Consider the following 22,722-nt stretch of genomic DNA (forward strand, 5'->3'; position numbering starts at 1 on the left):
GGGGAACTGTGGGTTCCGATTATAAGGAAAGGTTTGGGTTGCTCAAAACAATCCAATGGTCACGCGGCCGTCCGGCCTCGGATCCCGCGCCCGCGGAGGGCCGTCCGGCCTCCGGTCCCGTGCCCCGCGCGGGCGGCCGCGGGCGGTCCGGCCATCGGGGAGACCTCCGGTTACGCTCACGGACGAGTCCCCCCGCGCACCCGCACGGGAGGCACGCACCCGCGTACCGGACCCGTGAGCGAAGAGAGCACCGCCGTGACCCACCCCTTCCTGGACCTGGCGCCGCTGAGCGCCGCGCGCTTCGCCTCGATCGAGGACCGCGTGGCCGGACTGCTCTCCACCGAGCAGGACGTCGTGATCATGCAGGGCGAGGCGCTGCTCCCGCTGGAGGGGGCCATCCGCGCGACGGCCGGTCCCGGCACGACCGCGCTCAACGTGATCACCGGCCCGTACGGGCAGACCTTCGGCGACTGGCTGCGGGACTGCGGCGCGACCGTGATCGACCTGGCGGTGCCCTTCCACACCGCGGTCACCGCCGAGCAGGTCCGCGAGGCCTTCGCCGAGCACCCGTCGATCGACTTCGTCTCGCTCGTGCACGCGGAGGCGGCCACCGGCAACACCAACCCCGTCGCGGAGATCGGGGAGGTCGTCCAGGAGCACGGCGCCCTGTTCTACCTGGACGCGGTCGCGTCGATCGGCGCCGAGCCGGTGCTGCCGGACACCTGGGGCGTCGACCTGTGCGTGATCGGGGCGCAGAAGGCGATGGGCGGCCCCGCGGGTGTGTCGGCGGTCTCGGTGAGCGAGCGGGCGTGGGCGCGGATGGCCGCCAACCCGGCGGCGCCGCGCCGGTCGTACCTGTCGCTGCTGGACTGGAAGCAGCGATGGGTCGACGGCGGCCGCAAGGCGCTGCTGCACGCGCCGGCGCAGCTGGAGATGCTGGCACTGGAGGCCTGTGTCGAGCGCATCGAGAACGAGGGCCTGGGCGCGGTGATGGACCGCCACGCCTCGGCCGCGGCGGCGACCCGGGCCGGAGCGCTCGCCCTGGGCGGCGGCCTCGAGCCGTACGTGTACGCGGCCTCCGACGCTGCGCCGGTCGCCACCACGCTGCGGGTGCCCGCCGGGGCCGACGCGTCCGCGCTCGTCGCGAAGGCGCTGGCCGCCGACCCGGCGCTGCCGCTGGCCGCGGGCGGGGGTGCGCTCGCCAAGGAGATGATCCGGGTGAACCATTACGGGCCCGACGCGACGCCGGGCGTCGTCCACTCCAGCCTCGCTGGACTGGGGGCCGCGCTGGCCGAGTCCGGCTTCCCGGTGGATCCGGAAGGGGCACGCCGGGCCGTGGCGCAGGCCTGGGACTGAGCTGCCGCCGGTCCCCGGCGTCCGGTGGAGCTCCTCCACCGGACGCCGTCCTGCCCGAAACGACCCGCGGCCCTCCGGGACGGCGCGGGGAACGAGTCGGACGGAACACTCTCCGAAAAGAATTTCAGGGCCACTCCGTCCGCTTATCCATATATTAATCAAGCGCAGCTTCCCGTATTCTTCTGCCCGCTTTTCCTGGCCCTAAACGCAAAGATTTCGCGAACGCCAACCGTCGCAATTCGGGCAGGTCTCTTACGCATTACGTCCCTGTGACGCACTCCACAGCGCGCTCCTTTTGTGCGGTATTTTCCGGACAGAACGGCATCTACTGCCGCCTATTCGCGCGCTCAGACGCGGGCGCGTGATAACACACAGGCGCGCCTCCCGTAACCCCTCACGACGATGCAATTTCAGCTTTCCCTCGGTAAATTCAATTCGCATGACCGCCGCACAAGCAGACCTGCAAGCGGAATTCCGGGAAATGCCGGAGGGCCTTCGGATCGACCGTCCCGAGGTGGCCGACGGAGCCGCGCTCTGGCATCTCGCCAAGAACTCCGGAACCCTCGACCTGAACTCCTCGTACAGCTATCTCCTCTGGTGCCGTGACTTCGCCCGCACGTCCGCGGTGGCCCGCGACGCGCAAGGGACGCCGGTCGGCTTCGTCACCGGGTACGTCCGCCCCGAGCGCCCCCGCACCCTGTTCGTCTGGCAGGTGGCCGTCGACGAGGCGCATCGCGGACGCGGGCTGGCCGCGGCCCTGCTCGACGGCCTGACCGCCCGGCTCGCCGAGGAGAGCACCCAGGCGCCCACCGCCCTGGAGACCACCATCACGCCCGGCAACACCGCCTCCGAGCGCCTGTTCGCGTCGTACGCCCGACGCCACGGCGCGACCGTCGAGCGCGAAGTGCTGTTCGGGACGGCCCACTTCCCCGGCGGACCGCACGAGCCGGAAGTGCTGCACCGCATCGGTCCGCTCTCCCTGTGACCCGCGCCGGCCTCCCCCCGAGACTTCGCCGATCCCCCTCCCCCCACGTTCCGAGGAGCGATTCGCTGTGACCATCACCCAGCCCGACCTGAGCGTCTTCGAGACCCTGGAGTCCGAGGTGCGCAGCTACTGCCGCGGCTGGCCCACCGTCTTCGACCGGGCCCGGGGCAGCCGGATGTACGACGAGGACGGCCACGAGTACCTCGACTTCTTCGCCGGCGCGGGATCCCTGAACTACGGCCACAACAACCCCGTACTGAAACGGGCGTTGATCGACTACCTGGAGCGCGACGGCGTCACGCACGGCCTCGACATGTCGACGACGGCCAAGCGCGGCTTTCTGGAGACCTTCCAGAACCTGATCCTGCGCCCGCGCGACCTGCCGTACAAGGTCATGTTCCCCGGGCCGACGGGCACCAACGCCGTCGAGTCCGCGCTGAAACTGGCGCGGAAGGTGAAGGGGCGCGAGGCCATCGTGTCCTTCACCAACGCCTTCCACGGCATGTCCCTCGGGTCGCTCGCCGTCACCGGCAACGCGTTCAAGCGGGCCGGCGCGGGCATCCCGCTCGTGCACGGCACCCCGATGCCCTTCGACAACTACTTCGACGGCCAGGTCCCGGACTTCCTGTGGTTCGAGCGGCTCCTGGAGGACCAGGGCTCCGGCCTCAACCAGCCCGCCGCGGTGATCGTCGAGACCGTGCAGGGCGAGGGCGGCATCAACGTCGCGCGCCCCGAGTGGCTGCGTGCCCTCGCCGACCTCTGCGCCCGCCGCGACATGCTGCTCATCGTGGACGACATCCAGATGGGCTGCGGCCGCACCGGCGCCTTCTTCTCCTTCGAGGAGGCGGGGGTCGTGCCCGACATCGTCACCGTCTCGAAGTCCATCAGCGGATACGGCCTGCCCATGTCCCTGTGCCTGTTCAAGCCCGAGCTGGACATCTGGGAGCCGGGCGAGCACAACGGCACCTTCCGCGGCAACAACCCGGCGTTCGTCACCGCCGCCGCGGCCCTGGAGACGTACTGGACCGACGGCTCCGCCATGGAGAAGCAGACCCGCGCCCGCGGCGAGCAGATCGAGCAGGCGCTCATCTCCATCACCGAGGAGAACCTGGCCGACGTCAAGGAGTACCGGGGCCGGGGACTCGTGTGGGGCCTGGAGTTCAAGGAGAAGGCGCGTGCGGGCCGCGTCGCGCAGCGCGCCTTCGAACTCGGGCTGCTCATCGAGACGTCCGGTCCTGAGAGCGAGGTCGTCAAACTCCTCCCGGCGCTCACCATCACCCCCGACGAACTGGACGAGGGGCTGCGCACCCTCGCCCGCGCCGTCCACGAGACGGCCGCCTGACCGCGTACGGCAGCCGTACGACGCGCCCACGTCCGCCGACGCCCCGCCTGCGGCGGACGTGCGCAGCCCGCACCAGCAGAGCAGAAAGGCAGCAACGCACCGTGATCGTCCGATCGTTCAAGGACATCGAGGGAACCGAGCGTCATGTGAAGGCGAAGTCCGGCACCTGGGAGAGCAAGCGCATCGTGCTCGCCAAGGAGCGGGTCGGCTTCTCCCTCCACGAGACGACTCTCTACGCGGGTACCGAGACGTCGATGTGGTACGCGAACCACATCGAGGCCGTGCTCTGCGTGGAGGGCGAGGCCGAACTGACCAACGACGAGACCGGCGAGAAGCACTGGATCACCCCGGGGACCATGTATCTCCTGGACGGTCACGAGCGCCACACCATGCGCCCGAAGACCGACTTCCGGTGCGTCTGCGTCTTCAATCCGCCCGTCACCGGACGGGAGGACCACGACGAGAACGGCGTCTACCCGCTGATCACCGAGGAGGTGTGAGACAGATGACCACCGTCGCCGAAGTCACCGATCTTTACCCCAGCCGCGGCGCCACGGAGGTGTCCGTACCCCGCAAGGACCCGGTCGTGTGGAGCGCGCCGGGCGAGCCCGGCCCGATCACGGTGCACGAGCTCCAGTGCTACGAGCGCGACGGCTTCCTGCCCGTCGAGGAACTGCTCCCCGACGACGAGGTCGCCGTCTACCGGCAGGAGCTGGAGCGCCTCGTCGCCGATCCGGCGATCCGCGCCGACGAGCGGTCCATCGTGGAGCCGGCGTCCCAGGAGATCCGCTCCGTCTTCGAGGTGCACCGCATCAGCGAGGTCTTCGCCCGGCTCGTGCGCGACGAGCGCGTGGTCGGACGGGCCCGCCAGATCCTCGGCTCGGACGTGTACGTCCACCAGTCGCGGATCAACGTGAAGCCGGGCTTCGGGGCCAGCGGCTTCTACTGGCACTCGGACTTCGAGACGTGGCACGCCGAGGACGGTCTGCCGAACATGCGGACGGTGTCCGTGTCGATCGCGCTGACCGAGAACCACGACACCAACGGCGGACTCATGATCATGCCGGGGTCGCACAAGACGTTCCTCGGGTGCGCGGGGGCCACGCCGAAGGACAACTACAAGAAGTCGCTGCAGATGCAGGACGCGGGCACGCCGTCCGACGAGGCGCTCACCCGTTTCGCCTCGCGGCACGGCATCAAGCTGTTCACCGGCAGGGCCGGTTCGGCGACCTGGTTCGACTGCAACTGCATGCACGGCTCGGGCGACAACATCACCCCGTTCCCGCGAAGCAACGTCTTCATCGTGTTCAACAGCGTGGAGAACGCGGCGGTGGAGCCGTTCGCGGCGCCGGTGCGCCGGCCCGAGTTCATCGGGGCACGGGACTTCACTCCGGTGAAGTGACGTCCGTCCGTGGCCGGTGCCTCCCGGGTGGGGAGGCACCGGCCACGTGCGTGTGCGCGCAAGACCGCCGTGGGCCCGGGAGTCGGAGCCCACCGGCGGGCCGGGGGCTGCAGCCGTGCCGGCGACGCGGCGCGCGCCGGCACGGCCGTGCTCGTGGTGCCCTTCCTGGCGCCCCGCCGGGCCCCCGCGCAAGGGGGCCGGGGCGGGCGCACGGTCGCTCAGCCGGCCAGCACGTCCAGCAGCCGGTCGACGTCCGCGGCCGTGTTGTACAGGTGGAAGGCCGCCCTCAGGTTGCCCGCGCGGTCGGAGACCTCGACCCCGGCACGGCTCAGGTCCGGCTGCCGGTGGCCGAGCCCGGGGACGGAGACGATGGGCGAGCCGGGGGCCCGGACGGGTTGCCTGCCCAGGGTGAGCAGGCCCGCCCGGAAGCGGTCGGCGAGGGCGAGGTCGTGGGCGTGCACGCGCTCCACGCCCAGCTCCTCGACGAGTTCCAGCGACCGTCGTGCGCCCGCGTAGGAGAAGAGCGCGGGACTCTCGTCGAACCGCCGTGCGGAGTGCGCCAGTTCCTCGACCGGGCCGTAACAGCTGTCCCAGGGGGCCTCGCCCGCGACCCAGCCCGCGAACACCGGGGTGAGCCCGCCGAGGTCCTCCGGGACGACGAGGAAGGCCACGCCGCGCGGGCAGACGAGCCACTTGAAGGCGACGGAGGAGACGTAGTCGTGGGCGTCCGCCCGCAGGGGCAGCCATCCGGCGGCCTGGGACGCGTCGATGTACGTACGCGCCCCGTGCGTCCGCGCGGCGTCGCGGATCGCCTCCAGGTCGGCGATCCGCCCGTCGGCCGACTGTGCGGCGCTGACGGCGACGAGCGCCGTGCCGGGACGGACGGACTCGGCGATCCGCTCCAGCGGAACGGAGCGGACCTTGAGGTCGCCGCGGACGTGGAAGGGGGTGACGACGGAGCTGAAGTCCGCCTCGGCGGTGAGGACTTCGGCCCCCGGCGGCAGTGAGGCGGCGATCAGGCCGCTGTACACGGCGACGGAGGCCCCGGCGGCCACCCGGCTCGCCGCAACCCCGACGAGCCGCGCGAACGACGCGCGGGCGGCCTCCACGTCGGCGAACATGTCGGAGGGCTGCCCGGCGGCCACGGACTCGACGGCGGCCCGCATGGCGGTCACCGTGCGGGCCGGCACGAGTCCGGTGCTCGCGGTGTTCAGATAGGTGTTCTTCGGGGCGAACTCGGCTCGGACGAGGGTCTCGAAGGTCTCCATGGGTCCACTCTGCGGCCCCCGGAACTCCCCGTCCATTGCGGATTTCTGCGTGGTTGTGCCAAGGAACCCTTATACGTCCGCCCCGACCTGGGGTTTTCAGTGCCCGGGCACGGCGCAGCCGTCGGGCCCGCAGGCCTCCGCGCCGGCGGAGCCCTGCTGGATCAGCTTCAGCGGCTCGCGCTCGCCCCACGCCTGGGTGAGCGCCTCGGTGAAGACCTCGGCGGGCTGGGCGCCCGAGACGCCGTACTTGCGGTCGAGGACGAAGAAGGGGACGCCGTTCGCGCCCAGCTCCGCCGCCTCGCGCTCGTCGGCGCGGACGTCGTCGGCGTACGCGGCCGGGTCGGCGAGCACCGCGCGGGCGGCGTCGGCGTCGAGCCCGGCGGCCACCGCCAGCTCCACGAGCCGCTCGTCGTCGTCGAAGACGGTCCGCTCCTCCGCGAAGTTCGCCTTGTAGAGCAGGCCGATCAGTTCGTCCTGGCGGCCCCGCTCCTTGGCGAGGTGCAGCAGGCGGTGCATGTCGAAGGTGTTGCCGTGGTCGCGGCCACGGGTGCGGTACTCCAGGCCCTCGGCGGCGGCCTGCGCGCCCAGGTTCTCCTCGCCGGCCTGCGCCTGTGCCTCGCTCATGCCGTACTTCTTGGTGAGCATCGTGAGCACGGGCTGGATGTCGCCCTTGGCACGGCCCGGGTCCAGCTCGAACGACCGGTGCACGACCTCGACGTCGTCGCGGTGCGGGAAGGCCTCCAGCGCCTTCTCGAAGCGGGCCTTGCCCACGTAGCACCACGGGCAGGCGATGTCGCTCCAGATCTCGACGCGCATGTCTCGGCTCTCTCCAGGTCGTGCGGGTACCGGTGGACCCTCGCGGGTCGGTGTGTGAACGTTCAAGCGGCTCGGTCTATTCCGTGCCGGCCGCTCCGCACCCCGGGACCCGGGCCCCGCGAGACGGCTCCCCCGGCGTCGTGGGCTCGCTCCGCGAAGGCCGTCCGGTCACTTCCCCGGCGCCGGCACCGTGTACCGCAGAAAGAGGTGGTGGTCCCCCTCGGCCGGCGTGTTCTCCGGGTCGGGGACCCAGCCCTGGCGGGCGTAGAAGGCCTGCGCGCGCCGGTTGTCGACGTGCACGTCCAAAGTGGCCGTGCGCTTCCCGTCGGCGCTCCACTCCTCGACGCACGCCCTGTGCAGCTCGGTACCGATCCCGGCCCGCCAGTGGTCGGGATCCACGTGGAACTGGAAGAGCCTGACGGTGTCGGCCGCGGCGCCCTCGGTGGTGCGGAAGGAGGCGACGCCGGTGAGCCGGCCGCCGTCGACGACGCAGAGCACGTGCCCGTCCGGCCGCTCGATGGCGCCGCGCCAGGCAGCGAGCCAGTCCGTCCCGTCCTGCGGTACGCCGTCCGGGTAGTAGGTGGCCCGCGCTCGGGCGTGCAGTGCCGCGACGACGTCGGCCTCGGCGGGCAGCGCGGTTCTGATCACACGGCTCACACAGCTGACACGGTCTTCGATCATGCAGGCCAGGACGCTCCCGGTCAGGCCGCGGTTCCCAGCCTGCTGAACCGGGCACGGCAGGCGCTCGGGGTGAGCCCGGTGCGCCGGGCCAGGTGTCCGCGGCCGGCGCGAGGGCGCCGCCGCAGATGGAGGCGACCCCGTTGCCGGCGGCGTCCGCCTCGCGCAAGGCGGCCGCGGTGACCCGGATCGGCCGCGTACCGCCGCCCGGTGCCCGCGCCCGTCACCGTGTCCGCGTCGGCCACCGCGTCCAGGCCGCGTCCGACGTGCAGGTCGTGTCCGCCGGCGGTGGCGACCGGGCCCGGGCGCGGGGTGCACACGGCCGGTTCGCAGCCCGGCCGTCCACCGGCCTCGGCTTCCCGAAGAGGAGCTCGGGGAGGGCGAGGTCGGACAGCGACACGGGGGACGGGGCGATGGCGGCGATGCGGTGCGGTGTCCCCTGCGTGACGGGCGTGGCCGGTCCTGGCGGGCGCCCTGCCGGCCGCCGCCCGCGGGTCAGCTGCCGTCGCGCAGGTCCTTCGGCCAGTGCGGGCGGTATTCGATGCCGTCGTAGGTGACGACGCAGCCCTCGCCCATGGGCGACTGGGTCATGAAGCCGACGAGGGCCGCCCCGGTCTCCTTCTCCTCGCCGAGCGTGAAGAGCCGGACGAAGGTCCACCGCTTTCCGTCGCGCGAGGCGTGGAAGGCGAAGGCCCGCCCGGTCCGGCTGACCCGGAACCAGACGGAACTGCCCTCCACCGTGAAGGAGTTGGCGTCGTCGGAGTGTCCGCGGGTGACCACCGTGCACACCGTCGGCACGTCCGGCGAGTACTCCAGGCAGAGCTTCGCCCAGGCCCGCTCGCCCACGTGGACGTAGAGGACACCCGCGTCGAAGGCCGCCCCGAAGCCGACCGTGACCCGGGCGATCAGCTGGAAGTCCCCCTCGGGCGCGCCCAGCAGCCGGGGCGCGTCGGAGGCGGGGTCGAGCCCCTCGCCGGTGGGCGGCACGAACCGGTCCTGGCGGGGGCCCGCCCAGCCGGCGAGCACCCCGTCCTCGTAGGACCAGTGACCGTCGGGTCCGTACGTGCGCAGGGAGAAGGGAAGTTCGGGGAGTTCGACGTCCATTGCGCGAGTCTCTCAGGTCCGTCCCCGCGCCCCGGAGGGGGCGCGGGGAAGTGACACGCGTGGCTCCGGCGCGGCTACCGCTCCAGGCGCCCGTCGAAGCGGCGCGGCAGACCCAGCGGGTTGTCGTCGCGCAGTTCCGGGGGCAGCAGCGCCTCGGGGGCGTTCTGGTAGGCCACCGGCCTCAGCCACCGCTCGACGGCCGTGCCGCCGACGGAGGTCGAGGTGGACGTCGTCGCCGGGTACGGGCCGCCGTGGTGCTGTGCCGGGGCGACCGCGACACCGGTCGGCCAGCCGTTGACCAGGACCCGTCCGGCGAGCGGGGTCAGCTCGGCGAGGATCTCGGCGCCGCGGCCCTCGCCCGCGGCCTCCTCGGTGGAGAGCTGGACGGTCGCGGTGAGGTTGCCGGGCAACCGGGAGAGGACCGCGCTCGCCTCGGACTCGTCCTCGTAGCGGGCGACCACCGTGAGGGGTCCGAAGCACTCCTCCAGGAGCAGGTCGTGCTCGCCCTCGGTGGCCAGCCGGTGCGCGGGCACGGTCAAAAAGCCGGGGCTCACCGTGTGCTCGCTGCCGGCGCCCGGGGTCACCGGGGTCTCCACCTCGGGGAGTTCGGCGCGCTCGGCGACGCCGGCGATGAAGTTGTCGCGCATGCGGTGGTCGAGCAGGACACCGGCGTCGGTGTCGCTGACAGCGTCGGTCAGGGACTTCACCAGCCGGTCGCCGGCCGCTCCGGCGGGCGCGAGCACGAGGCCGGGCTTCACGCAGAACTGGCCGACTCCCAGGGTCATCGAGCCCGCGAGGCCGGCGCCGATCGCCTCGGCGCGTTCGGCGGCGGCGGCCTCGGTCACGACCACGGGATTGAGCGAACCGAGTTCGCCGTGGAAGGGGATCGGCACGGGGCGTGCGGCGGCGGCGTCGAAGAGGGCCCGGCCGCCGCGGACCGAACCGGTGAACCCGGCGGCGGCGATCAGCGGGTGCTTGACCAGGTCGACGCCGGCCTGGAAGCCGTGCAGCAGGCCGATGACGCCCTCGGGGATGTCATGGCGGGCGGCGGCCCGGCGCAGGACGGCCGCGACCAGCTCGGAGAGGGCGGGGTGGTCCGGGTGGGCTTTGACGACGACCGGGCAGCCGGCCGCCAGCGCGCTCGCGGTGTCGCCGCCCGCGACCGAGAACGCGAAGGGGAAGTTGGAGGCGGAGTAGACGGCGACGACGCCGAGCGGCACCTTGTAGCGGCGCAGGTCCGGGACGGGCGGGGTCGCCGTGTCGTCGGGGTGGTTGATGATCACGTCGAGGAAGGCGCCCTCGTCGACGATGTCCGCGAAGGCCCGCAACTGGTAACAGGTGCGGGCGAGTTCCCCGGTGAGCCGGACCGGGCCGAGCGCGCTCTCCGCGTCGGCGGCCTCGACGAGCTGCTCGCGGGCGCCTTCGAGGAGGTCCGCGGCGGTGCGCAGGAACGCGGCGCGTACCGTGCGGTCGGCGAGGGCCGGGCGCGCGGCGTGGGCGGCGCGGACGGCGTCGTCCACCTCCTGGGCTGTGGCTTCCACCGCAACCTGCTCACGCTGCTTCCCGGTACGGGGGTCGACACTCCAGACTGGTGCTGCTGCCACCGCGGGTCCCTCCAGATGTGATGCCGCAGTTCTTGTGTCACTCACCAGGGCGTTCGATATACTGAACGCTGTCTCTGATGATGAATATGCTGTCGGAGACTATTTCCCGTCCAACGAAGGGGTCAAGGGCGATGTCGGCAGGCGAGACAGGCGGCGGGGCGCAGGTCAAGTCCGCGGTACGGACCGTGGAATTGCTCGAGTACTTCGCCGGCCGGCCCGGAATGCACTCCCTGGCCGCGGTCCAGGAGGCCGTCGGCTATCCCAAGTCCAGCCTGTACATGCTGCTGCGCACGCTCGTGGAGCTCGGCTGGGTGGAGACCGACGCGACGGGCACGCGGTACGGCATCGGGGTGCGCGCGCTGCTCGTCGGCACGTCGTACATCGACGGCGACGAGGTGGTGGCCGCGGCCCGGCCCACACTCGACCGGCTGTCCGACGACACCACGGAGACCATCCACCTCGCGCGCCTGGACGGCACGAACGTGGTCTACCTCGCCACCCGCCAGTCCCAGCACTACCTGCGTCCGTTCACGCGGGTGGGCCGCCGGCTCCCCGCGCACTCCACGTCGCTGGGCAAGGCGCTGCTCGCCACGCACACGGACGAGCAGGTCCGCAAGATGCTCCCGGAGACCCTGCCCGCACTGACCGAGCACACGATCACCGACCGGGAGAAGCTCATCGAGGAGCTGCACCAGGTACGGGAGCAGGGCTTCGCGGTGGACCGCGAGGAGAACACGCTGGGGCTGCGCTGCTTCGGCGTCGCCATCCCCTACCGCACGCCGGCCCGCGACGCGATCAGCTGCTCGGTGCCGGTGGCCCGGCTCACCCCCGCGCACGAACAGATGGTCAAGGACGCGCTGTTCGACGCGCGCGACCGTCTGACCCTGGCGACGCGCCGGCTCTGACGGGTCAGGCGCGCCTCCGCCGCGCGGCGGAGGCGGATCGTCGCAGGGCACGACGTGCGGCGGGACCCCTCACGGCAGCGTGGAGGGCATGACGCAGACATCCACCGCCGGGCCGGACACGCCGTCGCAGTCGGAACCGTCCTGGGGAGGGCCCGGCCGGGCGCGCCGGGCCCTTCGCGCCGTGGCCGTCGTCTCCTGCGTGCCCTATCTGTCCCTGAAGATCGCCTGGGTGGCGGGAAGCCGTATCGGCATCCCCCGAGGCAGCTCGCTGCTGGACCACCGCGTCGGCATGGCCGTCGTCAACGGTCTGAGCGTGCTGCTCGACAGCGCGGTGATCGTGCTCGCGCTGCTGCTGACCCGGCCGTGGGGCCTGCGCGTCCCCGCCTGGCTGCTCGCCTTCCCCATGTGGGTGGCGACCGGCCTGCTCACGCCGATCATGACCGGCTACCCGATGCAGCTCCTCGTACGGCTCCTCGGCGGTTCGGGCCGCGATCCGGCCGCCGCGGGCCGCGAACCGTTCCTGGACGAATGGGTCTTCGGCGTCGTCTACACCGGGTTCATCGTGCAGGGCCTCACGCTGGGCGTGCTGTTCGTGCTGTACGCGGGGGACCGCTGGGCCCACCTGTGGCGGGGCCGGGTCCGGGAGCTGTCCGCCGGTCCGGCCGGCGCCGCCCGGCGGGCCACGGCGGTCGCCGCCGCCGTGCTCACACTGTTCCCGCTCACCACGCACCTGATGTGGGCCTGCGGCGGCACGTCGGGGCTGAGCGCCGGGAGGATCGCCGACCGGTCAGGCGACTTCCGGGTGCTGGAGGCGATGTACGTGGTCCATCTGCTGTGCGCCGTCGCGGGCGCCTGGATGCTCGCCTTCCGGCGCGGCCGGGACCTGCCCCTGGCCGTGCCGCTCGCCCTCGGCTGGGCCGGATCCGGCGCGGTGGCGTGCTGGGGCGGCTGGTTGTCGCTGGCGAGCCTGGGCGGTGGGGACGACGTCGCAGATCGCCCGACGGGCCTGATGAACCTCACCTACTCTGTGCAGATGATCGTCGGCGTGCTCGTGGTCACCCTCGGCGCGTACCTCTTCGCGGAGCGGTCCGCCGCCGCCGGGCCGCCGCGGCGTACCGCGTGAGGGGGTCCGCGTGAGGGGGGCCGCCCGCTTCCTGTTCGGCCGACGGGCCCGTCGGCGATGGGTCCACCTGATCCTCGGCGGCGCGCTCGCCATGCCGTACGTGCTGGTCGGCGAGGTGATCGTCGGGCCCGCCACCGGCTCGCGGCACGTGTTCGACTCGCTGCCGCTCCAACTCCTCTCGTTCGCCGTCGGACTGCCGCTCGCCGCGGTCACCGCGCTGTTCCCCCTGACCCGGCCGATGTCGGTGGCCGCGGTGCGCGCCCTGTGCGGCGTCGACGGCGACGCGCTCGCCGAGGGACCCGCGCGGACCTGGGCGGCCCGCCGGCGGGCGGCGGGCTGGTTCACCCTGCACCTCGGGTTCGGCGGGATCATCAGCGGGATGTCGCTGGCCGTGCCGCCGTTCGCGGCCGTCCTCATCGCACTGCCCGCCGTCGTGCTGCTGGGCGATTCACGCCTGGGACTGCCCGAAGTCCTCGACCACGGCTGGGCGTTGACGCTCTCCCCGGTCGCCGGGATCGCCACGCTGATCGCGCTCGCGAGCTGCGCCGCCGGGTCCGGCGGGCTGCTGGCACGCTGGGCGCCCCGGCTGCTCGGCCCCACGCCCGAGGACCGGCTCGCGGCGGCCGAACGCCGGGCCGCCGACCTCGCGGTACGCAACCGCCTCGCCCGCGAGCTGCACGACTCGGTAGGCCACGCCCTCAGCGCGGTCACCCTCCAGGCGAGCGCCGCCCGCCGGGTCCTCGACACCGACCCCGACTTCGTCCGGGAGGCGCTCGCCGCCATCGAGGACACCACGCGGCGCACGGTCGGCGAACTGGACGCGGTCCTCGGCATGCTGCGGCAGGGCGACGACCGGGAGCGGCGGCCCGGACCGGACCCGGCGGTGGGATCCGGCCGCGGGGAGCCCGCCACCCCCACGCTCGACACCGACCTCGACGGCCTGCTGCGCCGCACCCGCGCCGGTGGCCTGCGCGTCACGGCCGCCGTCGAGGTGCGCCCGGAGACCCTGCCGCCACGGGTGTCGCGCGAGGCGTACCGCATCGTGCAGGAGGCACTGAGCAACGCGCTGAAGCACGCCGGTCCCGGCACCCGTGTCACGCTGCGGATCGCGCTCACCGGCGACGGGCCGCGCACCGAGCTGTACATGACCGCCGAGAACCCGGTGTCCGCGGCGGTCCCCGCGCCCCGTCCCGGCGGCGGGCACGGTCTGCGCGGGGTCGCCGACCGTGCCCGCCTCCTCGGCGGCACGGCCGAGGCCGGCCCGGCCGACGGGCTGTGGCGCCTGGCCGTGCGCCTGCCCGTACGACCGCCCGTCGAGAGAGACGAGGAGCCCTCATGACCGGCCCGTCCCCCGGCACCGCTCCCCTGCGGATCGTCGTCGCCGACGACGAGCGCATGGTGCGCACCGCCCTGCGCGTGATCCTCGACGCCGAGCCCGGCCTGGAGGTGGTCGGCGAGGCGGCCACCGGCGCCGAGGCCGTGTCGGTCGTGCGGGAGCTGGCCCCGGACGTCGTGCTCATGGACGTGCGGATGCCCGAGGTCGACGGCATCCGGGCCACCGAGCAGATCCTGGCGACCCTGCCGGACCCCCCGCGCGTCGTCGTCGTGACCACCTTCGAGAACGACGCGTACGTGTACGAGGCGCTGCGCGCCGGAGCCGCGGGCTTCCTGCTCAAGCGGGCCGACGCGGACGCGCTCGTGCAGGCCGTCCGGCTGGTGGCGCGCGGCGACACGCTGCTGTTCCCGTCGGCGGTGCGCGCGCTGGCCGCCGGGCACGCCCGGTCCCGTCCCGCGCCACCGCCGTGGGTGGCGAGGCTCACCGCGCGGGAGGGCGACGTGCTGCGGCTGATGGCGACGGGGCTCACCAACGCCGAGATCGCCGCGCGCATGGGGGTGGGCCCCGCCACGGTGAAGTCGCACGTGGCGGCGGTGCTGGCGAAGACCGGGACACGGGACCGCACCCAGGCGGTGATCGCCGCGTACGAGGCCGGCTTCATGAAGGGCGGATGAGAAACCGCGGCGGGAGGGAACGATCCGCCCTCCTCCACTCGTCCTTCTGGGCGGGATGAACAAGACGATCAGGCGGGCCGCCGTCTTCTCTCTACTGCTCGTGCTCGCACTGCTGGTCAGGGCGACCTGGGTGCAGTTCTACGACGGCAAGGCGCTCGCGGACGACAAGGACAACCGGCGGAACGCGATCTCGCTGTACGCGAACCCGCTCGGGAACATCATCGTGGCCGGCGACGCGATCACCGGTTCCGCGCCGACGAAGGGCGGCGACCTCAAGTACAAGCGGACGTACAAGGACGGCAGCCTGTACGCGGCGGTCACCGGGTACAGCTCCCAGGTGTACGGGGCGACCCAGCTGGAGGGCATCTACCGGGACCTGCTGGACGGCACGGACACCCGGCTGAAGAACCCGCTGGACGCGCTCACCGGCAAGCACGCCGACCCGGGTGACGTGATCACGACGATCGACCCGGACGTGCAGAAGGCGGTGTACGACGCGCTCGGCGACAAGAAGGGCGGCGCCGTCGCGATCGACCCGAAGACGGGCAGGATCCTCGCGGCCGTCTCCACACCGTCGTACGACCCGACGACGATCTCCGCGGGCAACGACAGCGTCTGGCAGAAGCTGAAGAAGGACGCCGACAAGCCGCTGGTCAACCGCGCGCTCCGGCAGCCGCTGCCGCCTGGCTCGACGTTCAAGCTGGTCGTCGCGGCCGCCGCGCTGGAGGACGAGCTGTACCCGGACGTGGACGCGAAGACGGACAGCCCCGACCCGTACACGCTGCCGGGCACGAGCCGTGTCCTGAAGAACGAGAACAGCTCGGCCCCCTGCGAGGACGCCTCCATCCGCGTCGCGCTCCAGTACTCCTGCAACAACGTCTTCGCGAAGATGGCCGTCGACCTGGGCCAGGACAAGGTCAGGGCGATGGCGGAGAAGTTCGGCTTCAACGACGAGGAGCAGGACGTGCCGGTGCGGGCCTACGCCAGCGTGTACCCCTCGGGCATGGACAGGTCCTCGACGGCGCTGACCGGCATCGGCCAGTTCGACGTGACGGCGACGCCGCTCCAGATGGCCATGGTGTCCGCCGCGATCGCCAACGACGGCAAGCTGGTCTCACCGCACATGGTGGCGCAGACCAGCGACGCCGACGGGAACGTCCTGAAGAACTACGACGACGACACGCGCACGAAGGAGATCGTCAGCTCGTCCACGGCGCGGCAGCTCCGGTCGGCGATGCAGACGGTCGTCGAGGACGGCACGGGCACGAACGCCAGGATCTCCGGCGCGACCGTGGGCGGCAAGACCGGCACGGCCCAGCACGGCGAGAACAACAGCGAGACGCCCTACGCCTGGTTCACGTCGTACGCGAAGTCCGACTCCACCGGCAAGGAGGTGGCCGTCGCGGTGATGGTCGAGCAGTCCGACGCCACCCGCTCCGAGGTCAGCGGCAACGGCCTGGCGGCGCCGGTCGCGAAGGCCGCGATGCGGGCCGCGCTGAAGGGCTGAGCGCCACCCGCGAAGGGCCCCGCACCCCCGTCCGGGTGCGGGGCCCTCGTCGTCACTTCACGCCGAGGATCTGCTCGATCGGATCGATCGCGAAGTACACGAGGAACAGTGCCGAGGAGGCCCACAGCAGCCAGTGGACCTCCTTCGCCCTGCCGAGGACCGTCTTGATCAGGACGTAGGCCAGGAAGCCCGCGCCGATGCCGTTCGTGATCGAGTAGGTGAACGGCATCACGGCGATGGTCAGGAAGGCGGGGATGGCGATCTCGTACCTGTCCCAGTCGATGTGCTTGACCTGGGTCATCATCAGGAAGCCGACCGCGACGAGCGCGGGCGCGGCGGCCTGCAGCGGGACGATCGTGAGCAGCGGGGTCAGGAACAGCGCGAGCGCGAAGAGCCCGCCGGTGACCAGGTTCGCGAAGCCGGTGCGGGCTCCCTCGCCGACGCCCGCCGCCGACTCGATGTACGAGGTCGAGGAGGAGGCCGAGGCGGCACCGCCGGCCACCGCGGCGGCGCCGTCGATGAGCAGGACCCGGCCGAGGTTCGGCACCTTGCCCTCCTCGTCCAGCAGGCCGGCCTCGGCGCTGATGCCGACGACGGTGCCCATCGTGTCGAAGAAGTCGGACAGGACGAGCGTGAAGATCAGCAGGACGACCGTGATCGCGCCGGTCTCGCCGAAGGCACCGAACAGGCTGAAGTGACCGAGCAGTCCGAAGTCCGGTGAGGCCACCACGTCGTCGGGAAGCTTCGGCGTGGTCAGTCCCCAGCTCTTGATGTCGGCGGCGGAGTTGATGACGATCGCCGCGATCGTCATGGTCACGATGCTGATCAGGATCGCGCCCTTGACCTTGCGGGCGAGCAGTCCGATGGTCAGCAGCACGCCGAGGCAGAAGACGAGGACCGGCCAGCCGGTCAGCGTGCCGGTGCCGCCGAGCTGCACCGGGACCGTGGTGCTCGCGACGTCCGGGATGCGGGTGACGAACCCGGCGTCGACGAAGCCGATGAAGGCGATGAACAGACCGATGCCGACGCTGATCGCCTGCTTCAGCGGCTGCGGGATCGCGTGCATGACCGCTTCACGCAGACCCGTCACCACCAGTACGCAGATCAGCAGGCCCTCCAGGACGATCAGGCCCATCGCGTCGTCCCAGCTCATCAGCGGGGCGATCTGGAAGGCGACGACCGCGTTGAGGCCGAGGCCCGCGGCGAGTGCGAGCGGGAGGTTGCCGCCGAGGCCCATGACGACGGTCATGACGGCGGCCACCAGGGCGGTGGCGGTGGTCAGTTGGACGGCGTCGAGCTGGTGGCCGAACTTGTCCTTGGCGCTGCCCAGAATGATCGGGTTCAGGACAAGGATGTAGGCCATCGTGAAGAACGTGGCGAAGCCGCCGCGTATCTCCCGGCCGAAGGTGGAGCCCCTGGCGGATATCTTGAAGAACCCGTCGACGCTGTTCGCCGCGGGGGGCGCGGCACTTGGCCGGTCGGCCACCTTCTGGGATTCGGACATGGCGTTGCTCCTCGATGCCTGCGTGCTGGGTGTGCGGATGCTGGCTGGATTGTTCCCACGTCGCACCGGTTTCAGGTTTTCTCCGTGTTACGGAATCGAGTTCGGCCCGCCATACGGCATTCGAAGCTCCGTACGGACGCTGATTCGCTCTCGCATCCCGTCCCACGGACAGCCGCTTCGTCACGGATGGCACACGGGGGCCGCACGACCACGCACCCGCACCCCCGCCGGTGCCCGTAGCCGCAGCGAGGGGAGGTCACCCACCCGTGGACACGGCCCTCGACGACAACGCCTCCGTGGGGTTCCACGCCTTCTTCGAGCGGCACTACGCCGAACTCCCCCGCCTCGCCGCCCTGTTGACGGGCGAACCGCACGTCGCGGACGATCTGGCGGCGGACGCGCCGCCCGCCCTGCGGCACCGCTGGGACCGGGTGCGCGCGGCGGACCACCCGGTGGCGTACGCGCCCCTCGTGATCTGGCCCCGCCGGACGCGGCCACCCTTTTCCCGTGGGTGGCGACCCGGAGACGCAGAGGTCTACTCACCGTTCGAGGAACCCGCTTCACGACCGCACGCCGCCGCTCACGAATAGATTGCCGAACGAAACAACCGGACGTTCGATTCCGGCGTCCTTTCCCTTGTACGGACCTGCTGACCCGAGCCCCCCTCGGTCAGCAGAGAACGCCCCCGCCGGTGACGACCTGCGGGGGCGTTCGTCTCCCGGGAGGGCTCAGCTCACGAAGTACGTCGGGTTCGGGAGCTTGTACGTCCTGTCGGCGTAGCCGCCGTCGAGGTCGGAGTACTGATCGCCGAAGTTGGCGACGATCTCGTACCCGAGGGACTCGATGTGCTTGCGGGTGCCGGACTTGTACTGCACGGTGGTGCAGTTCCAGGCGGTCGCCGTGGCACAGTCGCCCAGGTAGGCGGGCGGGTTGGCCGCGTCCTTGAGGAACATGTGGTCGGCGTCGAGGTTGACGTCGGCGCCGACCTTCTTGAGGTTCTTGACGGCGTCGGCGCGCTGCGACTCCTTCAGGCCCGAGTTGTAGAAGACCTCGACTCCCTTGGACCGCGCGTACTCGACGAGTGCGGGGGTGCCGAAGACGGCCGGGCGGTCGGCCTGGGCGACGTACGCGGCCCAGGAGGCCGAGTTGTACGTGTAGTTGGTCTTCTTCTCGTAGTCGAGAGAGAGCAGCAGCGTGTCGTCGATGTCGAAGACGACCGCGGGCTTCTCGCCGTGGTGGCGGGCCTTGTGCGCCGCCTTGTCGATGTAGCGCTCGGCGTCGGACTCGATGCGCGCCAGGTCCTTGGCGTACGGGCTGTCCGGGGAGGCCTGGTACACACCGTCGCTGTCGAGCGTCGTGCCGTAGTAGGTGTCGATGTCCTTGACCAGGACCCCGATGTTGTAGGGCTCGTGGGTCGAGTTCGCGGTCGACTGACCGGCGGTGGCCGCGCCGGCGCCGTACAGGGCGGCGCCGGCGACGGCACAGGCGGCGGCGATGGCCGCGATGCGTGGCTTATGCATGACAGGTTTCTACGCGCGTCACCCAGGGGAACGCGAGGCCCGTTGCCCGATCGATACATACTCCACAGGCAACGGGCCCCGGCGGCACCGGAGAGCCCGGCGCCGGCGGTGGACGGATCAGCGGTCCTTCCAGGGTGCCCGGTCGCCGAGATGTGCCTCGCGGGTGGCGGACTCGGCCTCCTCGGGGGTGAGTTGGGGCCGGTCGGCGGGGACCGTGACGGCCGCGGCGACGAACGCCCTTCTGCTGAGCGGGGGCCCGGCCATGTCAGCGGATCCTTCCGGCGCCCGCCCGGTGGTCGACGAGGCCCGGGACGGCCTTCGGCGGGTCGACCTTCGTACGCAGCGCGGGAGTCCAGCCGGCACCGGACTGGAGCGTCTCGGCCGGGATCTGCGCGTTGTGCACGGCGATCAGGTCGGTCCTCCTGCCGTTGACGTAGTTGTCGGCGGCGGTGAGCGGCGCCTCCTTCCACTTCTTCAGGACCGTCGCGGCGCTGATCCCGTCGGGCAGCGTGAACGCGTTGTGCTCGGCGACGAGCTGGGACTCCATGCCGATGCCGAAGCTGTAGGAGAACGTGGAGTCGGCGACGAAGTGGTTGTTGTAGGAGTCGACCTGGCCGAAGCGGACGCGGGGCGCGCGCTCGACGAGACCGGTGAACAGGTTGTGGTGGAACGTGGCCTTCAGGTGTCCCCGGTCGACGGCGGCGGTCGCCGCGCTGTCGCTGTTGCCGATCAGGATCGTCTTGTCGTGGTCGGCGAACACGTTCCAGGAGGCGGTCACGTAGTCCGCGCCCTTGACGATGTCGAGTTCTCCGTCGTGCTGTTCGTAGATCCGGCCGTAGTACGTCGGCAGGCTGCTGTCCGGGTGCTCCCCGTCGGTGAACGTGTTGTGGTCGAGCCAGACATGCGTGGAGCCGTACACCACGGCGCTGTCGTACTCGGAGTTCCAGTTCCCGGTGTCGCCGTCGGTGGGGTCCCACTGCGGGAAGCAGTCGAGGGGGCTCTCGAAGGCGAGGTTGCGGACGATGACGTTGTCGACGTCCTTGATCTGGAGGCTGGCGCCCTTGAAGCCCGCGTCCTCGCCGATGCCGATCAGCGTCGTGTCGGCGGGGACGGAGGCCTTGATGGCGGTGTCCTGGCGGGCGGCGGAGGCGCGACGCAGTCCCTCGGGGCTGTCGTCGGGTTCGGCCGACAGGTCGGTGTCGTAACCCCAGTTCTCCGGCGAGTACTTCTGCAGGTAGGCGCCGAAGTCGTAGCCGTCGGCGGCGAAGGAGTCGCAGCCGTCGGCGTTGGCGTCGATGGTGCCCTTCACCTTGATGATCTTCGGGGCGGCGCCGCCGGCGGCCAGGGCGGCCTTGAATCCGTCCCAGGTGGTGACCGTGTAGACGTGCGCGGCGTCGGCGGTGGATCCGCCGGTGGTGCCGGTGCCCGCGGAGGCCCACCCGTCGCGGGCCGCGAGCGTCTGCCGGGCGGGGTCGGCTGAGCGGGCCTCGGCGGTGGTGCCGGTGACGGCGAGGACGAGGGCGGTGCAGCCGATCAGCGCCGCGGCACGTGTCGCCGGACGTCGTGTGGCATGCCCATGCCATTCCTGTGCGTTCATGGTGCGGCTCTCTTCCCGTCGGGTCGGATGGCGGGTGGTGCTCGGTCAGGTCGTGGGCCAGGTGATCCAGGTCTCGCCGGACGCGCGCCCCGGGCCCGCGCCCCGTCGACGGGGATCTCGTCGTCGAGGCGGCGCCGCCGCGCTGCCGCGCCGCGGGGTGCCCGCGCCCCGGGGGCCGGCGCTCTTCTCGTCGTTGTGGCCGAACTGGACGCCGAGGAGGTCGCCGGGGCGGATCGCGTCGAGGACGACGTCCAGCCGGCCCTCGTCGATGAAGCTCTTCGAACTGCGGCCGTTCACCGCGTGGTCGGCGACGGCGAGACCGTCGTGCAGGAAGAACGGCAGGGCCGTGCCCCAGCCGGTCTCGGGCGCCGCGTCGGCGTACTTCTGGCCGGCGGTGGCGTCGCCGGCGATGTAGAGGGTGCGGCGCCGGTGCGCGGCCCGGGCGGTGCCGGTGGCCGCGAGGGCGAGCGGGACGACGGCGAGCGCCGCCGAGGTGACCTGTCTTCGGCTCAGGGACATCTCGTCGTGCCTTTCAACAGAGGGCGGGAACCGCGCCCCGGCAGGGGCGCGGGGCACTGCGCGACCGGCCGGCCCGACGGCCGGACGACGGCCGCGCAGTCGCTTCACCGCGCGTCCGGGCGGGTCATCCGTGGTTCTTCTTCCAGTCCGCCTGCGCGGCGTTGAGCTGGTCGGCCAGCGTGTCCAGGAACTGCTTCGCGGTCATCTTGCCGAGCAGCAGCTTCTGGAAGTTCGGCTCGTTGTCGGCCTTGGAGATGGTGTTCCAGTCCGGCAGGTAGTACGGCAGCTGCACGATCTTGGTGCCGGCCCCGTTGAGCGCCTCGGCCGCCAGCTTGGTCGGCTCGGCCCGCTGGATCCATTCGTCCTTGGCGGCGTCGGTGTTCGCCGGCACCTGGCCCGCGGACTCGTTGAACTTGGAGTTCTCCTCGGCCGAGAGCGCGAACTCTATGAACTTCCAGGCTGCGGCCTTGTTCTTGCTCGACTTGAACAGGCTCAGCCCGTCGACCGGGTTGGACACCTGGACGCGCGTGCCGTCGTCCTGCGTCGGGTTCGGGATGCCGCGGAACTTGTCCGCGCCGAGGGCCTTCAGGTGGTCCTGGTAGGAGCCGAGGTTGTGGCTGAGCATGCCGATGGTGCCGCTGTCCCACTGGGCGACCATCTTGGTGAAGTCGTTGTTGACGTCTGCGGACGGGGTGTCCTTCTTGTACAGGGCCACGTACTTCTCCAGCGCGGCCACGTTCTTCGGATCGTTGACGGTGGTCCTGTCTCCGTTCCAGAACGAGGTGATGCCGGTCTGGCCGTACACCGCGTCCAGCGCCGGCGCGATCGCGCCCTCGCCACCCCGGATGGTGAAGCCGAACGCGTTCTTGCCCTTGGCGGTGAGCTTGTCGGCCGCCGAGTAGAACTTCGACCAGGTCGTCGGGGCGTCCAGACCGGCCTTCTCGAACAGGTCGGTGCGGTACCACAGCGTGCCGTTGTTGGCGGAGGTCGGCACCTGGTAGAGCATGTCGCCGCCGCCCGCGGCCCGGCTGCTGTCCAGCAGGTTCTTGCTGAGCCTGCCGTTCAGCGCGCTCTTGTCGACCCGGCTGTCCAGCGGCTCCAGCGCGCCCTGGACCGCGACCTCGGCAAGCATCGCCGTGCCCACACCGCCGACGTCGGGCAGACCGCCGCCCTGGATGGCGGTGTCGTACTTGGACTGGGCGCTCGCCGCGGGGATGCCGACGTAGTTCACCTTGATGTCCGGGTACTTCTTCTCGAAGTCAGCGATGATCTGCTTCCAGATGTCGGTGCGCACACCGCCGTTGTTGTCCCAGAAGGTGATCTCGCCCTTGCCGGAGCCCTCGCCGCCCTTGTCACCGGCCGAGCCACTGCCGTCGTCGCCGCAGGCGGTGGCGGTCAGCGCGAGCACGGAACCCAGGGCGACGGCCGTCGCGGCACGCCTGCTTCTACGGATGCTGATCTTCATTGGTCGGCTCTCTTCTT

Annotated in this window: 20 protein-coding genes and 2 pseudogenes; 11 read left to right on the forward strand and 11 right to left on the reverse strand. The window is 71.5% G+C overall.

Features of this window, described 5'->3' with window-relative positions; genetic code table 11:
- Window positions 1-255 precede the first annotated feature (255 nt).
- The 5 genes from H305_RS0127930 (at window position 256) to thpD (ending at window position 5,085) form a co-directional block, all read left to right on the forward strand.
- Window positions 256-1,356 carry a pyridoxal-phosphate-dependent aminotransferase family protein gene (locus tag H305_RS0127930; RefSeq protein WP_028803349.1) on the forward strand — a complete coding sequence of 367 codons (1,101 nt, stop codon included), beginning with the start codon at window positions 256-258 and terminating at the stop codon, window positions 1,354-1,356.
- A 439-nt stretch (window positions 1,357-1,795) separates the two neighbouring features.
- Window positions 1,796-2,341, forward strand: coding sequence for a diaminobutyrate acetyltransferase (gene ectA, locus H305_RS0127935; RefSeq protein WP_028803350.1), 546 nt, complete (start codon window positions 1,796-1,798; stop codon window positions 2,339-2,341).
- Between the two features lie 67 nt (window positions 2,342-2,408).
- Window positions 2,409-3,683, forward strand: coding sequence for a diaminobutyrate--2-oxoglutarate transaminase (ectB, locus tag H305_RS0127940; RefSeq protein WP_028803351.1), 1,275 nt, complete (start codon window positions 2,409-2,411; stop codon window positions 3,681-3,683).
- Window positions 3,684-3,784: 101 nt separating this feature from the next.
- Window positions 3,785-4,183 (forward strand): ectoine synthase, encoded by a 399-nt coding sequence (locus tag H305_RS0127945; RefSeq protein ID WP_028803352.1) that lies wholly within the window; start codon window positions 3,785-3,787, stop codon window positions 4,181-4,183.
- 5 nt (window positions 4,184-4,188) lie between these two features.
- Window positions 4,189-5,085 carry an ectoine hydroxylase gene (gene thpD / locus H305_RS0127950; protein ID WP_028803353.1) on the forward strand — a complete coding sequence of 299 codons (897 nt, stop codon included), beginning with the start codon at window positions 4,189-4,191 and terminating at the stop codon, window positions 5,083-5,085.
- Between the two features lie 218 nt (window positions 5,086-5,303).
- Here thpD and H305_RS0127955 read toward each other — a convergent pair whose 3' ends face one another.
- The 5 genes from H305_RS0127955 to H305_RS0127980 all read right to left on the reverse strand — a co-directional run bounded on the left by H305_RS0127955 (window position 5,304) and on the right by H305_RS0127980 (window position 10,555).
- A complete protein-coding gene (locus tag H305_RS0127955; RefSeq protein WP_028803354.1) occupies window positions 5,304-6,389 on the reverse strand; it encodes an aminotransferase class V-fold PLP-dependent enzyme in 1,086 nt (361 codons plus the stop codon).
- 60 nt (window positions 6,390-6,449) lie between these two features.
- Window positions 6,450-7,169: a DsbA family oxidoreductase gene (locus H305_RS0127960; RefSeq protein WP_028803355.1), complete on the reverse strand. Its 720-nt coding sequence runs from the start codon at window positions 7,167-7,169 to the stop codon at window positions 6,450-6,452.
- Window positions 7,170-7,337: 168 nt separating this feature from the next.
- Entirely contained in the window at window positions 7,338-7,850 is a 513-nt protein-coding gene (locus tag H305_RS0127965; RefSeq protein WP_028803356.1) for a GNAT family N-acetyltransferase, read from the reverse strand.
- 492 nt (window positions 7,851-8,342) lie between these two features.
- Window positions 8,343-8,951: a DUF1349 domain-containing protein gene (locus tag H305_RS0127975; RefSeq protein WP_028803358.1), complete on the reverse strand. Its 609-nt coding sequence runs from the start codon at window positions 8,949-8,951 to the stop codon at window positions 8,343-8,345.
- Between the two features lie 74 nt (window positions 8,952-9,025).
- Window positions 9,026-10,555, reverse strand: coding sequence for an aldehyde dehydrogenase (NADP(+)) (locus tag H305_RS0127980; protein WP_078629279.1), 1,530 nt, complete (start codon window positions 10,553-10,555; stop codon window positions 9,026-9,028).
- A gap of 131 nt (window positions 10,556-10,686) precedes the next feature.
- On the opposite strand from H305_RS0127980, the gene H305_RS0127985 reads away from it, so the two are divergent.
- The 5 genes from H305_RS0127985 (at window position 10,687) to H305_RS0128005 (ending at window position 16,100) form a co-directional block, all read left to right on the forward strand.
- Window positions 10,687-11,460: an IclR family transcriptional regulator gene (locus H305_RS0127985; RefSeq protein WP_028803360.1), complete on the forward strand. Its 774-nt coding sequence runs from the start codon at window positions 10,687-10,689 to the stop codon at window positions 11,458-11,460.
- Window positions 11,461-11,548: 88 nt separating this feature from the next.
- Window positions 11,549-12,583, forward strand: coding sequence for a hypothetical protein (locus H305_RS0127990; RefSeq protein ID WP_028803361.1), 1,035 nt, complete (start codon window positions 11,549-11,551; stop codon window positions 12,581-12,583).
- A gap of 10 nt (window positions 12,584-12,593) precedes the next feature.
- Window positions 12,594-13,922, forward strand: coding sequence for a sensor histidine kinase (locus H305_RS47220; protein WP_037765557.1), 1,329 nt, complete (start codon window positions 12,594-12,596; stop codon window positions 13,920-13,922).
- Window positions 13,919-14,593, forward strand: a complete 675-nt coding sequence (locus tag H305_RS0128000) for a response regulator transcription factor (RefSeq protein WP_028803362.1) — start codon at window positions 13,919-13,921, stop codon at window positions 14,591-14,593. Before H305_RS47220 ends, H305_RS0128000 begins: the two co-directional genes overlap by 4 nt.
- A gap of 55 nt (window positions 14,594-14,648) precedes the next feature.
- Window positions 14,649-16,100 (forward strand): peptidoglycan D,D-transpeptidase FtsI family protein, encoded by a 1,452-nt coding sequence (locus tag H305_RS0128005; protein WP_028803363.1) that lies wholly within the window; start codon window positions 14,649-14,651, stop codon window positions 16,098-16,100.
- Between the two features lie 52 nt (window positions 16,101-16,152).
- Here H305_RS0128005 and H305_RS0128010 read toward each other — a convergent pair whose 3' ends face one another.
- Window positions 16,153-17,604 carry an NCS2 family permease gene (locus H305_RS0128010; protein ID WP_028803364.1) on the reverse strand — a complete coding sequence of 484 codons (1,452 nt, stop codon included), beginning with the start codon at window positions 17,602-17,604 and terminating at the stop codon, window positions 16,153-16,155.
- Between the two features lie 266 nt (window positions 17,605-17,870).
- Here H305_RS0128010 and H305_RS47225 point away from each other — a divergent pair.
- A pseudogene (locus H305_RS47225) lies at window positions 17,871-18,080 on the forward strand (SigE family RNA polymerase sigma factor); the annotation flags it as partial.
- Window positions 18,081-18,332: 252 nt separating this feature from the next.
- On the opposite strand, the gene H305_RS0128020 reads toward H305_RS47225, so the two are convergent.
- From H305_RS0128020 to H305_RS0128040, 5 genes and pseudogenes are all read right to left on the reverse strand, one after another.
- The gene (locus H305_RS0128020) at window positions 18,333-19,124 is read right to left on the reverse strand and encodes an HAD family acid phosphatase (RefSeq protein ID WP_028803365.1); all 792 of its coding nucleotides are present in this window, start codon (window positions 19,122-19,124) and stop codon (window positions 18,333-18,335) included.
- A gap of 117 nt (window positions 19,125-19,241) precedes the next feature.
- Window positions 19,242-19,388 (reverse strand): hypothetical protein, encoded by a 147-nt coding sequence (locus H305_RS53520; protein WP_158690581.1) that lies wholly within the window; start codon window positions 19,386-19,388, stop codon window positions 19,242-19,244.
- A gap of 1 nt (window position 19,389) precedes the next feature.
- On the reverse strand, window positions 19,390-20,721 hold the full coding sequence (locus H305_RS0128030; RefSeq protein ID WP_028803366.1) for a pectate lyase family protein: 1,332 nt from the start codon (window positions 20,719-20,721) through the stop codon (window positions 19,390-19,392).
- Window positions 20,722-20,798: 77 nt separating this feature from the next.
- Window positions 20,799-21,240, reverse strand: a pseudogene (locus H305_RS47230) (rhamnogalacturonan acetylesterase); the annotation flags it as partial.
- Window positions 21,241-21,364: 124 nt separating this feature from the next.
- A complete protein-coding gene (locus H305_RS0128040) occupies window positions 21,365-22,705 on the reverse strand; it encodes an ABC transporter substrate-binding protein (protein WP_028803367.1) in 1,341 nt (446 codons plus the stop codon).
- Between the last annotated feature and the right edge of the window lie 17 nt (window positions 22,706-22,722).

The sequence above is a fragment of the Streptomyces sp. 142MFCol3.1 genome, from assembly GCF_000424945.1.
Lineage (GTDB): Bacteria > Actinomycetota > Actinomycetes > Streptomycetales > Streptomycetaceae > Streptomyces > Streptomyces siamensis.

Bases quoted from the DNA above. Each gene is read 5' to 3' on its own strand.
- H305_RS0127990 (WP_028803361.1), top strand. From the start codon at position 11,549: ATGACGCAGACATCCACCGCCGGGCCGGACACGCCGTCGCAGTCGGAA.
- ectA (WP_028803350.1), top strand. From the start codon at position 1,796: ATGACCGCCGCACAAGCAGACCTGCAAGCGGAATTCCGGGAAATGCCG.
- H305_RS0128040 (WP_028803367.1), bottom strand. From the start codon at position 22,705: ATGAAGATCAGCATCCGTAGAAGCAGGCGTGCCGCGACGGCCGTCGCC.
- H305_RS0128010 (WP_028803364.1), bottom strand. From the start codon at position 17,604: ATGTCCGAATCCCAGAAGGTGGCCGACCGGCCAAGTGCCGCGCCCCCC.
- H305_RS0128020 (WP_028803365.1), bottom strand. From the start codon at position 19,124: ATGCATAAGCCACGCATCGCGGCCATCGCCGCCGCCTGTGCCGTCGCC.
- thpD (WP_028803353.1), top strand. From the start codon at position 4,189: ATGACCACCGTCGCCGAAGTCACCGATCTTTACCCCAGCCGCGGCGCC.
- H305_RS0127965 (WP_028803356.1), bottom strand. From the start codon at position 7,850: ATGATCGAAGACCGTGTCAGCTGTGTGAGCCGTGTGATCAGAACCGCG.
- H305_RS0127960 (WP_028803355.1), bottom strand. From the start codon at position 7,169: ATGCGCGTCGAGATCTGGAGCGACATCGCCTGCCCGTGGTGCTACGTG.
- H305_RS0128005 (WP_028803363.1), top strand. From the start codon at position 14,649: ATGAACAAGACGATCAGGCGGGCCGCCGTCTTCTCTCTACTGCTCGTG.
- H305_RS0128030 (WP_028803366.1), bottom strand. From the start codon at position 20,721: ATGAACGCACAGGAATGGCATGGGCATGCCACACGACGTCCGGCGACA.
- H305_RS0127955 (WP_028803354.1), bottom strand. From the start codon at position 6,389: ATGGACGGGGAGTTCCGGGGGCCGCAGAGTGGACCCATGGAGACCTTC.
- H305_RS0127975 (WP_028803358.1), bottom strand. From the start codon at position 8,951: ATGGACGTCGAACTCCCCGAACTTCCCTTCTCCCTGCGCACGTACGGA.
- H305_RS53520 (WP_158690581.1), bottom strand. From the start codon at position 19,388: ATGGCCGGGCCCCCGCTCAGCAGAAGGGCGTTCGTCGCCGCGGCCGTC.
- H305_RS0127985 (WP_028803360.1), top strand. From the start codon at position 10,687: ATGTCGGCAGGCGAGACAGGCGGCGGGGCGCAGGTCAAGTCCGCGGTA.
- H305_RS0128000 (WP_028803362.1), top strand. From the start codon at position 13,919: ATGACCGGCCCGTCCCCCGGCACCGCTCCCCTGCGGATCGTCGTCGCC.